Annotated in this window: 10 protein-coding genes; 6 read left to right on the plus strand and 4 right to left on the minus strand. The window is 46.4% G+C overall.

Annotation, left to right across the window (positions count from 1 at the left end; all coding sequences use genetic code 11):
- The first annotated feature begins 2 nt into the window (after nt 1-2).
- The 3 genes from CUJ83_RS11815 (at nt 3) to CUJ83_RS11825 (ending at nt 4,002) form a co-directional block, all read left to right on the plus strand.
- On the plus strand, nt 3-1,373 hold the full coding sequence (locus CUJ83_RS11815; RefSeq protein WP_230742524.1) for a TldD/PmbA family protein: 1,371 nt from the start codon (nt 3-5) through the stop codon (nt 1,371-1,373).
- Nucleotides 1,374-2,732 (plus strand): TldD/PmbA family protein, encoded by a 1,359-nt coding sequence (locus CUJ83_RS11820; RefSeq protein WP_230742525.1) that lies wholly within the window; start codon nt 1,374-1,376, stop codon nt 2,730-2,732.
- Between the two features lie 106 nt (nt 2,733-2,838).
- On the plus strand, nt 2,839-4,002 hold the full coding sequence (locus tag CUJ83_RS11825; RefSeq protein WP_230742526.1) for a hypothetical protein: 1,164 nt from the start codon (nt 2,839-2,841) through the stop codon (nt 4,000-4,002).
- A gap of 482 nt (nt 4,003-4,484) precedes the next feature.
- Here the strand turns inward: CUJ83_RS11825 and CUJ83_RS11830 are convergent, their stop codons facing one another.
- A complete protein-coding gene (locus CUJ83_RS11830) occupies nt 4,485-5,846 on the minus strand; it encodes an NAD(P)/FAD-dependent oxidoreductase (protein ID WP_230742527.1) in 1,362 nt (453 codons plus the stop codon).
- A gap of 266 nt (nt 5,847-6,112) precedes the next feature.
- On the opposite strand from CUJ83_RS11830, the gene CUJ83_RS11835 reads away from it, so the two are divergent.
- Entirely contained in the window at nt 6,113-8,065 is a 1,953-nt protein-coding gene (locus CUJ83_RS11835) for a pyruvate kinase (RefSeq protein WP_230742528.1), read from the plus strand.
- A gap of 21 nt (nt 8,066-8,086) precedes the next feature.
- Here the strand turns inward: CUJ83_RS11835 and CUJ83_RS11840 are convergent, their stop codons facing one another.
- Entirely contained in the window at nt 8,087-9,697 is a 1,611-nt protein-coding gene (locus CUJ83_RS11840; protein ID WP_230742529.1) for an OPT/YSL family transporter, read from the minus strand.
- The gene (locus CUJ83_RS11845) at nt 9,698-10,327 is read right to left on the minus strand and encodes an ArsR/SmtB family transcription factor (RefSeq protein ID WP_230742530.1); all 630 of its coding nucleotides are present in this window, start codon (nt 10,325-10,327) and stop codon (nt 9,698-9,700) included.
- A 188-nt stretch (nt 10,328-10,515) separates the two neighbouring features.
- Here CUJ83_RS11845 and CUJ83_RS11850 point away from each other — a divergent pair, with 188 nt between their 5' ends.
- Nucleotides 10,516-11,394 carry an ion transporter gene (locus tag CUJ83_RS11850; RefSeq protein ID WP_230742531.1) on the plus strand — a complete coding sequence of 293 codons (879 nt, stop codon included), beginning with the start codon at nt 10,516-10,518 and terminating at the stop codon, nt 11,392-11,394.
- Between the two features lie 1,085 nt (nt 11,395-12,479).
- On the opposite strand, the gene CUJ83_RS11855 is transcribed toward CUJ83_RS11850, so the two are convergent.
- A complete protein-coding gene (locus CUJ83_RS11855) occupies nt 12,480-13,307 on the minus strand; it encodes an HFX_2341 family transcriptional regulator domain-containing protein (RefSeq protein WP_230742532.1) in 828 nt (275 codons plus the stop codon).
- A gap of 268 nt (nt 13,308-13,575) precedes the next feature.
- On the opposite strand from CUJ83_RS11855, the gene CUJ83_RS11860 reads away from it, so the two are divergent.
- Nucleotides 13,576-14,580: a vWA domain-containing protein gene (locus CUJ83_RS11860; RefSeq protein ID WP_230742533.1), complete on the plus strand. Its 1,005-nt coding sequence runs from the start codon at nt 13,576-13,578 to the stop codon at nt 14,578-14,580.
- Nucleotides 14,581-14,657 lie beyond the last annotated feature (77 nt).

Below are 14,657 nucleotides of genomic sequence, written 5' to 3' on the forward strand. Positions count from 1 at the left end.
TGATGCGCGTTGTCCAAAACGCATTACAGGGCAGAGCCGATTATTTTGACATAAGGATCACTGACGTGACGAACACGATCCTTGAGCTAAAGAAAAACGAAGTCTCTAAGGCTATCTCGGGAAAAGATACCGGAGCCTGCGTACGTGTTTTATATGGCGGTGCATGGGGATTTGCCAGCACACCGGATATTAGCGAGGAGTCGATCAGGGACGCTGCAGACAAGGCCGCCAGGATCGCCAGGGGAGTGAGCGAGAGCGTAAAAGAAAAGACAGAACTTGCTGCCGTTAAGCCTGTGATCGATGAAGTCACTATAGAAATGAAAAAGAGCATCATGGACACTTCTATTGAAAAGAAACTTGACCTGTTATTATCCACGTTCGACGTCGTGAAAGATTATGATTTTATCGTGAACTCGACAGCATCCTATAAGGACACGTATACTGTCGAAGAGTTCTATTCATCCGAGGGAACTTCACTTGTCATGCGGAGCCCTAACGTCTTATGGTCTCTGGAACTTGTGGGCAAAAAAGACGGCCAGCTACAATCCGTGAGGCGCCGTATAGGTAACACGAAAGGATTCGAGGCTTTTGACGGAGATCATCATTTAGACTGTTCGAGAGATGCAGTGGCATCGCTTGTATCCCTGCTTAACGGTAAATCCCCGCCATCTGGCAAATTGCCAGTGATCGCTGACCCGGAGCTGACCGGGGTGTTCGCGCATGAGGCGGTCGGGCATGCCTCCGAGGGTGACCTCGTCACCACAGGGAACTCATGTTTTGAGAATAAGATCGGAGAGAAAATAGGCAACTCGATAGTGACGATAAAGGACGATGCCACCATCCCGGGCCTTTTCGGCAGCTATGTCTACGATGATGAAGGTGTCAGGACAAGGACCAAGGTACTTATCAAGGACGGCATACTGAACGAGTTCATACTCAGCAGGGAGACGGCGAAAAAACTGAACATGGAGCCAAATGGCGGCGCCAGGGCAGAATCATACCACGGAAGGCCTCTTGTCAGGATGAGCAACACGTTCATCGAAAGGGGAGACTCGTCGTTCAGGGAAATGCTGGAAGAGACAAGGCATGGAGTTTACTTAAAAGGCACAAGAGGCGGACAGGTCAATACCTCTCAGGGATACTTTCAGTTTAATGCCCAGGAGGCTTACCTGATAGAGGACGGAGAGTTGAAAACCCCGTTAAGGGATGTGTCCCTTTCAGGCCATACGCTGGAGATATTAAGCCTTATAGACATGGTCGGGGAAGACCTTAGCCTGGGTCATGCAGGGCTTTGCGGAAAAGGACAGACAGTGCCCGTCGGGGACGGCGGCCCGCATATAAGGATATCCGAATGTGTCGTAGGAGGCCGTTAAATGAGAGAGGAATTGATCAGGATAGCAAATCGTGTCGTCGACCTTGCGATAGAGTCCGACATAGAATGCGAGGCATTCGTTCAGAAAAAGAGGTACAACAGCATCACAGTCGAAGGCGGGAAGATAACATTCGGATCCCAGGACGGCGACTACGGGATAGGCATAAGGATAATTGAAAAACACCGTACAGGATTTGCCTATTGCACTGAAAAAACCATCCCGTTCGGTCTTAAGCAAGCCCTCCAGGTCGCAAGGTTCAGTAAGCCTGGCAAGTATGAGTTCCATGATAATACCGACTACAAGGGGACCAGGTCAATATATGATAACAAGATCGCAACGCTGGTCTCAGAGGAAGGCATAAACCTTGCACAGGACATTATAGACGGCGCATCTTTCGATAAGAGGGTGCTCCCTTCGAGAGGCGGCATGAGCTTCGGCGTCATGTCATATGCCATAGCGAACTCGAAAGGCGTCTCAGTATATGATGAGGGCACGGTCATAGGCGGATATATGATGTCAGTCCTTAAGGATGGCGACGTGGTCACGAACGGCGATGAATCGATGGCCTCCAGAGAGCTTGACTTTAATTTCGAGGAGATAGGCCATACCGCTACGGAACGGGCGATAGCGCAACTCGGGCAAAAACCGATCGAGACCGCTACGATGACGGTCATCATGAAGCCGGACGCCGCATATGACATACTGGCAAATACGGTCATACCGGCGCTTTACGGCGGCGCCGTCAAAAAGAATGAATCTGTTTACGCGGAAAAGATGGGCGAGAAAGTCGCATCGGAGTCAATAGACATCGTGGATGATGCCACACATCTTAAAGGCCTTAATACGTTCGTGATGGATGAAGAAGGGTATCCCAGCCGGCGTAACGTCCTTGTAGAGGACGGCATACTCAACTCTTTCCTGTACGACAGCTTCACAGCCATAGAGTGCGACGCGAAGCCGACGGGCAACGCCATGCATGCGGACAGGTTTACATCGGGTACGACATATAAGGTCGCGCCTTCCACCTGCGCGCGTAATTTTATCCTCGAAGGTGAGACGATGCCTGAAGAGGAAATGATAAGGGATATAAAGCACGGCATAATAGTCGAAAACGTGCTTGGAGCCCATACGGCGAACAAGGCGAGCGGGGATTTCTCGGTAGCCATATACTCAGGATATATGATAAAGGATGGCGACATAGCCTATCCGATCAAGGGCGGCATGATAGGCGGAAATATGCCAAACATGCTTCTGAACGCGTTCCTTGCTGACAATTACAGGGTCGTGGAGTCAGGTGTCTCGCCTGCAAGCGGCTATATACCGAGCATAAAGTTCGAGAATGTCAAGGTTTCCGGCTAAATGCCGGCATCCGCCTTTTTATTTATTTCTTTTTCTGACCGCGATATCTTAGTGAATACAAAACATTTTATATATACTCATTATATATTAATATGGGGAAGCCATCATGGGTTATACGCTAAGGATAGCGGTCACTGTATTAGCATGTTTGATATTGATCATATCACTTCCTGTCGCTATGTGCGCAGACAATGGCGTTAAAGTCTATATGCCGACGACAAGCACCGTCACCGTGGACCAGATACCTTTTATTTATAACGGGTCCTTTGTCGTCCTGAATGACGGCCACAGGGACGGAGTATATACAATAAGGGTCTCGGTGGATTACCCTGACTCCATAAGATGGGTCAATATCAGCAGATCGGTATTTGTTCTAAAGCCCGGAGAGACTGAGATCGTCCATTTCAGCATCGGCATATTGCCCGACCAGGCGCAGCCCGGATATTATGACTTTATCTTTACTCCGACACTTCTTCCCGACCAGGTCGAGCCATATATGGACCCGTTCGCTAATTATGTATCCATCATCGATAAGTTCAGGTTCACTGTCATCATTCCGGATACGCTCGGCGCAAGCCTGATGTCATATCCTGAAGAGGCTCCGCCTGGCACACCGGTCGTATTTGAAGAAGACGCTGACGGCAGGAAAGATCTCATACAATATCCCGCACCCCTTGATGAAGACAGGACCGTGACCCTGATTGATCGGGCCATAAGGCTGAATTCACCGGGGAATACGGTCGTAGGCGAAACAGTGCCTTTATCAGTGACAATATTCAGGGAGATGACCGACGCAGGCATAACGATAATGTGCGTGTCCCCGGACGGTACTTTATATCCCGTAGAGGATAATAGCTTCACCTTTGATAGAGAGGGTAAATGGGCGGCCATAGTGCTCGTAGGCAACGAGATATTACTGGGAAAGCCCATTGATGTAGTAAGCGGTCGTGCTCTTTTCACAATTCCCGATATGGGCACTTTGATGGCGGCGTTAGCGCTGCTACTCCTGTTATCAGTCATACCGATATGGATATTCACCGGACGTAGAGAAAAAATAGTAACTGAAGACCCGTATTCGGATATATCCTATAAGGCATACGTAGTAAAGAAGTATATGGGCAAGTTTGATAAGAGCAGGCTAAAAAGGACCATAGACTTCCTCTGGGATGAATACAATGACCTGCTGAAGCAGGGCGTGGAAGGCAGGAAGGAAGAGGCCAGGGCATCACTGGAAGAGCTGAGAAGGCTGGCAAAGCCCGAGAAAAATTGATGCCGGTCCAGTATATGAAAGCGCACAAAGGGTATAAGGGTTGACTTACTCTAACCACGAAGCGCACAAAGGCGAACAAGGAACACAAAAATGCTAACCACAAAGCGCACAAAGGCGAACAAGGAACACAAAGAACTTTTTTAGAAGGTTATCATATACTAAAAAATTTTTGTGTTCCTTGTTCGCCTTTGTGCGCTTCGTGGTTAGCAAAATTAGTGTTCCTTATTCGCCTTCGTGCGCTTTGTGGTTAACAATTTAGTGTACCTTCGTGCGCTTTGTGGTTAACAATTTAGTGTACCTTCGTGCGCTTTGTGGTTAACAATTTAGTGTACCTTCGTGCGCTTTGTAGTTAACATTTTGTATACCTTGTTCGCCTTTGTGCGCTTCGTTGTGAAAATAGCGGTCCTTAGAGCCCTTTGTGGCGGACTTGATCATAGATGATCGAAATACACTAAAGAAATTACTGGACACGCTATTTTGTATCATTTTTGTATTTTTGCCAGTATGCCTTCCGCCGCCACTATCCCGGTAGCTGCCGCGGATACGATCCCGCGGGTGATACCTGCCCCGTCGCCGCCCACATAGAGGTTATCGATCATCACTGTCTCGAAGTTTTCCCTGGTCTCCGGCCTGACCGCCGCGAACTTTATTTCCGGCGCATAGAGGAGCGTAGCGTCGGAAGCTACTCCGGGGACGACTCTGTCGAGCATATCCAGGCCTTCCAGTATGTCGGTCACGATCCTGTGCGGAAGTGACATGGATATATCTCCCGGAGTGACAGATTTTAATGTCGGCTCCACATAGCTCCTCTTCAGCCTTTCCCAGGTAGAGCGCCTGCCGCTCTTAAGGTCGCCCAGCCTCTGAAGTATCGGCTTTCCGCCGCCTATCGTCTTTGCGAGCTGGGCAATGGTGGCGCCATACTCGTTTGTGTTCTCAAGCGGCTCTGTCAGGGCGATACGGGAGAGGAAGGCGAAATTAGTGTTATTCGACCTGCAATATCGCTGGGAGTGCCCGTTCGCGCCCACGCCGGACTCATATGTGTCCTGCACTACAAAGCCATACGGGCACGTGCAAAATGTCCTTACCAGGTCATCATATGTCGGAGTATACATGCGGAATTTTGGGTCCCAGTTAGTGCGGACTGCTTCCTCGTAGACTAACGCTGGCACCTCGACCCTGACGCCGACGTCAATAGGCATGTATTTTATCGGCACGCCAAATTTTTTCATCTGGGAGCCGAGCCATGTGCTGCCCGAACGTCCTGGGGCCAGCAATACAAAATCGGATTTGATGTTCTCCCCGTCAACGATGACCCCTGTGACTTTTTTATTATCGGCCGTCACGCCTTCCACAGTTCTATTGAGAAGGAATCTTACGCCCCTTGATTCAAGGTCGCATTTCATGGAATCGATGACCTGCGGAAGCATGTCGCTGCCAATATGCTTTTGCTTTATCGGAATGAACTCTATCCCGTTCGCAGCCGCCCGCGTCGCGAGAGCCGATGGCGGGACATGCGCGTCTTCCGGAGGCGCTCCGTGCTTGATAAAATACTCGTCCACCTCATCGATGAGCATGTCGGCCTTTTTAAGCCCCACGAAGTCTATCAGGTCTCCGCCTATCTGAGGGCTCAGGTTCAATTTGCCGTCGGACATGCCCCCTGCGCCGCCCACTCCTGCGGTTATGCTACAAACGTTACAGTAGACGCAGCCGTTGCCCTGCATCACCTGGCAGGTCCGCTGGTGAATGTCCCTGCCCTTTTCTATTATTGTCACATTCGCATGCCCGGCCAGCTTATGAGCTGCCATGAGGCCGCATGGCCCGGCCCCGACGATGATAACATCCATGTTTATGTGCACTTCCCATCAATATATTAAATATCAATTATTTTTATTTGCTTATTAATAGATCATATTACATTTAAGCAATTAATCATTATTAAAGACATATAACACATAATATACAAAAACATAAATAATTTCTTAAATGAGCAGATATTTATAATAAAGTTTTTTAAACAGTTTATGTAAATCTAAGAGAATTACATAAATAACAATATTTTACATAGATAATAATTATATTATTAAAAATCGAGATATGGAAGGGTTTAATTTTGCATACCGAAAAAATAGGATCTCATCCGGTCAAAGATATAGTTTTAACTTCTTATGAGTGGGATCGGGACCAGCTTGAAAAGATCATTGAAGAGCTGGAGAGCATTCTGCTTGAAATGGTAAAGCTTGAGACGAGCTTTAATGAATTTTTAGAGAAAATACATCCAACTTACAGAGATAGTGCCATTAATTTCTTACATTATCTTGCATTAAGGCAAAAAGACATAAGGGAACTACAGGAAAACCTCGCGCACCTTGGAATATCCTCGCTGGGCAGGGCTGAGTCTCATGTCATGGATAATATATCTTCCATCTTAAAGATCCTTTATTATCTGAACGGGCGCCATGGCCGTTCTCCCATGATAAGCAAGAACCTCATAAAATATGAGGACGGTAAGAGACTGCTGGAACACCATACGAACGGGCTTATAGGAGATAGGACGGCAAAAAGGGATACGCGCATAATGGTCACGATGCCAAGCGAAGCGGCAAATGATTACAGGCTTGTACGGGACCTTCTAGCCAGCGGCATGGATTGTATGCGGATAAACTGCGCTTACGACGATGTCGATGCCTGGGCCCGGATGATATCCAGTTTACGCCGGGCTGAAAGGGAGCTAAAAAAGACCTGTCGGGTCAGTATGGACCTGGCAGGACACAAGCTCAGGACAGGCCCGGTGGAGCCGGCTCCTGCAGTCATCAGATGGAGCCCCCGTCAGGACGGTTACGGAAGAGTCATGGCCCCGGCAAGGATATGGCTCACGCCTATGGAGTACTGCGCGCAGGCACCTACAGATACGGACGCAAGCCTGCCCGTCCCGGTAAAATGGCTTTCGGGTATAAATATAGGGGACGTTGTAAAATTCAACGATACCAGGGACAGGTCAAGGCGATTGAAGATCGCTGACTCGTTTGAAGAATGTAAGCTGGCAGAATGTTATAAAAGCGCATACGTGATCGAAAATACAGTCATGCACCACTATGTGTCAGGGGACGAGGACAGCGAACCGATAGATGCGCAGGTGGGAAAACTCCCTGAGAACGAGCGTTATATTGTCCTTAAAAAGGGCGAGACCCTGATCATGACGGAAGACCGGACGCCCGGTACCGCCGCGGTGCGTGATGAGGCCGGGAACGTCGTGATACCAGCGACAATAGGCGTTACGATGCCGGAGATATTTTCACGCGTCAAGCCCGGCGAAAGAGTATGGATAGACGACGGGAAGATAGGCGGGATAATAAGGCACGTTAATAAAAACCATATGCACGTAGAGATAACCCATGCGCGGCCCAGAGGAGAGAAACTTAGAGGTAGTAAAGGCATTAACCTTCCTGACAGCCGTCTTGACCTTCCCCCGCTTACGAAAAAAGACGTGGAAGACCTGGCGTTCATCTCACATAACGCAGACATCGTCGGATTCTCGTTCGTGAACAGTGCGTCGGGTGTCTATGAGCTGCAGAGCCGGCTCAAGGAGCTTGGCGGCGATAACCTGGGAATACTTTTAAAGATAGAGACAGTGAGCGCGTTCGAACATTTGCCGGAACTGCTTCTCGCCGCGATGCGAAGCCCGGGCGCAGGCGTCATGATAGCCAGAGGAGACCTTGCTGTAGAATGCGGGTACGAAAGAATGGCGGAAGTCCAGGAGGAGATACTCTGGTTCTGTGAGGCGGCACATATGCCGGTCGTGTGGGCTACCCAGGTCCTTGAAAAACTTGCGAAGAAAGGGATGCCGTCCAGGGCGGAAATAACGGATGCCGCCATGGGAGTCCGCGCCGAATGCGTGATGCTGAACAAAGGAGCGTACATAGTCGAGGCTGCCAGGACGCTTGACGATATCCTGATGCGCATGCAGGTCCATCAAAAGAAAAAAAGGTCGATGTTAAGGAAACTGGACCTTGCCAAAAGGTTCAAGGTACTTAAAGAGAACGTCGAAAAGCCGGACAGGAACTGACAGCAGCGATGACGGCATAGATCATAGATATCTTAATGACAACAGGATGTTCACGAGCACGTCCCCGGCGATCAATCCGGACGCAGTTATACCGTTATCGTCCTTAAGGTAGTTTTTCTTTTCCAGACACCATGCTATAAGCCCTCCGAGTATTATCGTTGCGCATGTCGAAAATGGCAATATGAGCCCTATAGAGAACGTTATAGCCGATATCCTCTTCCGGTACAATATTAAGGCGACCAGCGCGCCGGCAGCTATTAAGAATATGTTGACGGACGGCGGCACGACTTTTGTGACCGCCGACTGTGCCATTTCCAGCCACATAATACTATACGGCGCGGGCAATAATTCGGTGCCTATCCCGTAGATGCTGTTAAAGAACTTTATGCACGGGACACAAATGACAGACCCGACAAAACATCCTAACAGGAGCATTTTTATCAGCCCTTGTGATGATGCATTACAGAATTCTGCCTGCTTCAGCACATAGAAGGTCAGTGAAAAGCTGAATATCATCGCAAGCACGAATCCCTCAAGTATCAGCAGCGGCACAATATCACTGAATGCAAGGCCTACGAGCAATATGATCACGAAAGATGAGATGCCGACGCTCATGGACGTTTCCGCCCTTCCCCGGGATTCTATGATCATGAAGAGTAAAGAGATAGGAAGGCTTACGAGGAAGATCAATACGGGAACACCCGGAAAGTAGTATAGCAGCATTGACGCTGAGATCACAGCCAGAGTAAGCAACAGCGTTCTATTATTTATTTTGAAGAATGTGCTGTTAAATGCAATATTATTCCCGCCGTCCCTCAAAAGGCTATTTGCGCCAGCCTTTTTACTTTTATGGCCGGCTGATGACCTCAACACGACATATAAAGATATAACAGCCGTAGTCACCAGCATGGATATGGCAGTGGAAAATACCCATGGGTTTCTCATATGTGTGAAATAGTCAGTCGAGGCCCCCTCCAAAAATATCCATATAAGCAGGGAGATAACAGCGCCTCCGGCTATTTCCAGGCAGGCCTTTGTTCCTATCAGCATGCCTATGCCGGCAAACATAGGCGATGTGCTTAATCCCAGATTTATAGAGCCTAATATCTCGGGGCGGATACCGAACCCCTTAAGAGAAGTGACCAAGCCGGATAATATGCCGGCAGTGCCCATTCTAACCGCTGATGACCTGAATGACGTATTTTTATTCTCCTGCGAGAAAAGATTGATCAGCGATGAATTCACCCTGGCACCGGGCCACGGAAAATCCGCCTTCAGGAAATAGTCCGTGAAATAATAGGATAGAAGCACTCCTATAATACCAGAAAGGAGAGGCAAAAGGATCATAACGGGATCAGGTACGTCAAAAGGCTTGCCTGAGATCATGATCGCTCCGAGCCCCTCTGTATATGAGATGACTATGCCGGTCGACCCCGTACCTATAGCCACCATATATAAAAAGCCGCGCGACCGGACATTTTTAAGAAGTGCGAAAACAGCGAACGCAGCGAACAGGAAAAATATCTCAAGCCCGACGCTTATCCCCGCTTTCAGTGTCAGAAAGACCACGACGACAGCATTTATAATGCTAAAAAGTATCCCCATAACGACAGCGAGGATACGCTCGTCCATTTAATGCCCCCTGGCATCGGTTAGCAGTTCCCTTATCTCATTTCTAACGGCATTTAGCTCCTCGTCCTCGATCTCGCGGAGAATGATAGCCACATGATATGCGTCGCTCACTACCTGACCGTCCTGCTCGACATTTTCTAAGCCGGCCTGCTGTATCTCCCTGAGTATCTCCTTCTTCCTTCGGTCATATTTTAATAGAGATGCCTTAAGAGCTTCTGATCTTTCATCCGGCAGGTCATATCCAAAATGGGTAATGGTGCCCATCAGCCTATCGATAAAATCCTCCATAGGGTTTATATCTCCGGGCGACGCTACGTTAAAACGAGAGCCGTCAAGATAAAAATTCCTGGCCGTTGCCCGGTAATACTTTTTAACGATATTACCTTTTACCTCTTCCCTTACCTGTATTGCCAGCCCAAGTCTTTCCATCTCTTTTAAATAGTAATGGATAGAGCCGGGATTTACACCCAGAGCTTTTGCAAGTTCTGACACGGATGATTCTCTCGCCTGCAGTATCTCGATGATCTCAATGAAACGGTCCTTGAACATCAGTTTTATAGCATCCGGGTCATCGATGACCATTATCTCTTTTATTTTACTCCCTTTGCTCTCCCCATTCATTTGTGGCATGAACATATGTTCTTGCCCTTTTTATTTAAATCTTATTGTACGTTTAAATTGTTTTAATGGATATAGTATGCCGTTTATTACGCCAGGATAATTCATGAGAGCATCGATCAAAAAATATGCTCCAGAAAATTTTAATCTATGGACATAACATAGGGTAGAGCATATAGCTTTAAGGGTGTATTCGCAGGGTGTATCATCGAATAAAGTCACGAGTATACGAGATCCTAGAAAACTCGTTACAAGAGGATGGATTCGGAAAAGCGTTCAACATATTCATCATAGTACTCATATGCCTCAATGTGACTGCTGTCGTCCTTGAGACGGAAGAAAGTCTGGCATCACAGTACGGAGATCTTTTCTGGAACTTTGAAGTGTTCTCGGTCGCAATATTCTCGATAGAATATATTCTCAGGCTATGGACCTGTAACCTTAATCCGGAGTACACAGGAATGCTTAGAGGCAGGATTAAATATATATTCACGCCGTTCGCCATCATTGACCTGCTGGCTATTATGCCGTTCTACCTGCCGATGATACTGCCGGCAGACCTGCTGATAATAAGAGCCCTGCGTCTCTTCAGGCTTTTCAGGATATTCAAGCTGGGAAGGTACTCGGAATCGATGCAGACGTTCATAAACGTCATCAATAATAAAAAAGAAGAGCTTACTATCACTGTCGTCATGGGATTTTTACTGCTGTTGATAGCTTCAGCGCTGATGTATACGGTCGAGCATGACGTCCAGCCGGATAAATTTTCGAGCATACTTACATCGATGTGGTGGGGAGTTATCACCCTGGCAACTGTGGGCTATGGAGATGTTGTGCCGATGACGCCGCTCGGAAAATTCCTCGGAAGCATCATAGCTTTGCTCGGGATCGGGCTTTTCGCGCTGCCGACGGGCATAATGGGCTCAGGGTTCGTCGAAGAGCTTCATAAGAGAAAAGAGACCGAAAAAAGAATTTGCCCTCATTGCGGAAAGGATATGGATGAGCCTCCCGAGAAGCATGTCCCCATAGAGGTTCCTGAGCCGTTAACGATCAAGATCATCGAAAGAAAGAATAGATAGAACTGGCCATGGGTTTTCCATGGGCGATCCGCATAATTCTATGATCGATTCCATCACTAAGGCAACGAAGGTCCGCTATTTTCACAACGAAGCGCACAAAGGCGAAAAAGGAGCGCAAAAGACTTTTTTGTGAGGTCATTTGGTTCCGTCCAGGTTTGTCCGTAATATTATCATCCATACACGTGCTTTAAGGCAGTCATATCGAATTTACTTATAAATAAAGATAATTCCTGAGATGACAGATATATTTAAAAAAATTTGTGTAATTTGTTCGCCTTCGTGCGCTCCCATGAAAAACTTTTAGATGGTTTCTTTAAAAATGGGCATATAACATCAGTTCTGAGATCGATGTTCTGGCATTGTGCCTGTCAGATGGCAGGTAGACACATAACCTCACAGAAACACAGAACCACAAAAATTTTTTAGAATTTAAGGTCACGAAAACCCTAAGAATTTACTCACTAAATCACGAAAGGCTCCAGTATCACCGTCAACGCACTAAAGTCTCAAATGCACGGCTTAATGCTCGAAGTGCTCTAATACACTAACGCTAAAACAAACCCCGAACATTCTCCAAAACACTAAAGTTTAACTGCACGGTTGACGTTTCACGATCGATATTCATGTTGATGGATCAGGGGTACACAAACCGGGATATTAAATTTTTGTGTTTTTGGAGAATGTTCGGGTTTTGTTTTAGCGTTAGTGACTTGGAGAGGTTAGTGCGTTGAGCCGAGCGTTAGGGATATTAGAGCATTGACGGTGATACTGGAGCCCTTCGTGATTTGGTGAGTAAGATTTTGGGGTCTTTGAGCCCTTAAAAAATCATAAAAAAAATTTTTGTGTTTCTGTGTTTCTGTGAGGTTATGTGTCTACCTGCCATCCGACAGGCACAAACATAAAAAACTTCATCTCAAAGACCGGGTAAGTACGACACGTTCTTTCATTCTTATAACCTGAGCAAGACCCCGCTCATCAAAGATTTCGTGGTGAAAAATACATATTAAAACTATTGTTAACGGGACACATCACTAATTTTACGAAAATATAGAATCACAAAGTTAAAAATTTGGAGCTGATACCCCCTAGTTACCTCCGGCGTAAGCGAATAGCTCTCCTGCGCGAGTAAGGCTTATCTTCAGCTCTTTCTTTTCCCTCTCGGTAGTTATAAGCCCCTGCTTTTCCATGTTGTCTAAATAATATTTTATGTTTGAACGGGGAGTGACGCGGCCTGTCGACATATCCAGAAGCTCTTTCATCTCTTTGATCGAACTGATAACCTTTTTCTCATTAATTATCTTTAACATATCATATTCGATGTCCGTGAATTGGGCAAGCGGGAAAGGCGGAAACTTGTAAGTATCCTTTTTGCCAGACGCCATGCCATGGTCCCGGATCTCTCTGGCGATGTCCTTTAGTTTTTTTATCGTATTTTGTTCATCCTCATCCTTTTTCAATAGTTCAAAAACAGTACCGATAAGCTCTCCTTCATAATATCTTTCCGGCTCGACGTAGAACAGCTGGACGGCCGGTTCTTCCGTCCCGGGCTTATTATTCAGGAATGCAGCCATTGTCAGGGCAAGCTGGACGACCTTTGATGCGGATGATATGTTAATATATACTGGATTCCCCTCACCGACCTCTTTTTTAATGATATCGTACGATCTTTTAAAAACATCATCAAAATTGTAAATATTAGTCGAGATAATTTCCCATTTAAAGGGGATGTCCTTGATCTTTCTTATGTACCCGTTAACTATCTGTGTCTGCTTATCATGATCCTCAGTCCTTTTCTTCGTATCATGAACAAGCAGGTATGCCTTTTTAACAGTAAAGTCGTTTATCAAAGGCTGTATTACCCGGTCATACTCAAAACCGGTAGGTACTATGTGGACTCCAGGTTTCATGGTCATTATTAAACAGTTGTACCTATAATACTTATAATTAACTATTGTAAATGTTATACAACAATAATATACGATACTTAACAAAATACAACTAGCATCGGCTTTTATGGCAGCATTCACGACAAATGAAAGTTTTTTTCGTATAAGATAAGTTAAAGATAACTTTAAATAATAACATGTATCATTAAATTATGTTATAAGTTATAAAAAAAGGTCATAATTAAGGTCAGTATTTTGCCGTTATATAATAGCGCTTCTGGTGGGAGAGTAATTTATGGGGGAAGTTCATACGTTATGTAGCAGAAAGAAAGCTCATGTACATGCTTTTAACAGGATATACCTGTTAACGGATATCAAAGCGCCGGAGATCGGGCACATATGGCGCCCGAGGCTGAACCTGTGTATCCTGATAGATAGAAGCGGCTCGATGTACGGGGACAAATTATTATTTACAAGAGATGTCGTAAGCCTTATGATAGATAGCCTGCTTCCGGAAGACATCGTATCCATAGTCATGTACGACGATGTAGCGGAGAAGCTCCTGTATCCCGCGAACCCCCTGAATAAAGATTTGATAAAGGACAGGTTACAGCGGATAGTGTCCAGAGGGGGTACAGACCTATTCGGAGGGCTGTCCAGCGGCATCAAGGAAGCTGAAAGAGCCTCGGAAAGAGATACGATTAACCACGTAGTGCTTATATCAGACGGATCTCCCTCCGCAGGCAGCTTCGACCTTGCGGAAATATTAAGCCTGTCGGAGGATGCGCTTAAAAGGAATATAAGGATATCTACGATAAGCGTCGGTGACGATTCCGACAGGGACGTGTTGATCAGGATAGCGGAAAAAGGCGGAGGCACGCCGCATCATATAAAAAGTGACCGGGATATTCCCGCCATAATAGAAAAAGAGCTTGAAGACCTCTTTTCAACTTATGCTTATGCAGTGAAACTGAATTTATTTGCTCATGAGGAGGCATGCATTACGGGTTCCCCGGGACGTGAAAACAGGAAATTCATGACCGGAAATGATCTGACAGTCGAACTCGGCAATATTCGCAGTATGGAAAAAAGGTCTGTCGTCACTGAGCTTGTGATCCATAAAACATTAAAAGGTAAGAAAAAAATAGCGACCGTCACGGTCGAATTTGACACATTTGAAGGAAAAGTTACACATAGCCAGGATATTTATGTCGATATTGTCGACGAAAATATCGAAATTGAAATACCGGACACCAGGATAATGGAGACGGTTAAAAGATTAATTTCCTGCTGTCATTGACGCGGCACATGCCTGCCGGAACCGCTTCCGGCAATATGGATACATAAAATGCCGGTTTAATGAAAAGAAAAATAAAT

This window comes from Methanooceanicella nereidis (assembly GCF_021023085.1).
GTDB classification, from domain to species: Archaea; Halobacteriota; Methanocellia; order Methanocellales; family Methanocellaceae; genus Methanooceanicella; species Methanooceanicella nereidis.

What these genes read in the sequence shown, in the direction of transcription:
- CUJ83_RS11830 (WP_230742527.1), bottom strand. Translation starts at nt 5,846, where the DNA reads ATGGATGTTATCATCGTCGGGGCCGGGCCATGCGGCCTCATGGCAGCT.
- CUJ83_RS11860 (WP_230742533.1), top strand. Translation starts at nt 13,576, where the DNA reads ATGGGGGAAGTTCATACGTTATGTAGCAGAAAGAAAGCTCATGTACAT.
- CUJ83_RS11855 (WP_230742532.1), bottom strand. Translation starts at nt 13,307, where the DNA reads ATGACCATGAAACCTGGAGTCCACATAGTACCTACCGGTTTTGAGTAT.
- CUJ83_RS11815 (WP_230742524.1), top strand. Translation starts at nt 3, where the DNA reads ATGCGCGTTGTCCAAAACGCATTACAGGGCAGAGCCGATTATTTTGAC.
- CUJ83_RS11820 (WP_230742525.1), top strand. Translation starts at nt 1,374, where the DNA reads ATGAGAGAGGAATTGATCAGGATAGCAAATCGTGTCGTCGACCTTGCG.
- CUJ83_RS11840 (WP_230742529.1), bottom strand. Translation starts at nt 9,697, where the DNA reads ATGGACGAGCGTATCCTCGCTGTCGTTATGGGGATACTTTTTAGCATT.
- CUJ83_RS11845 (WP_230742530.1), bottom strand. Translation starts at nt 10,327, where the DNA reads ATGCCACAAATGAATGGGGAGAGCAAAGGGAGTAAAATAAAAGAGATA.
- CUJ83_RS11825 (WP_230742526.1), top strand. Translation starts at nt 2,839, where the DNA reads ATGGGTTATACGCTAAGGATAGCGGTCACTGTATTAGCATGTTTGATA.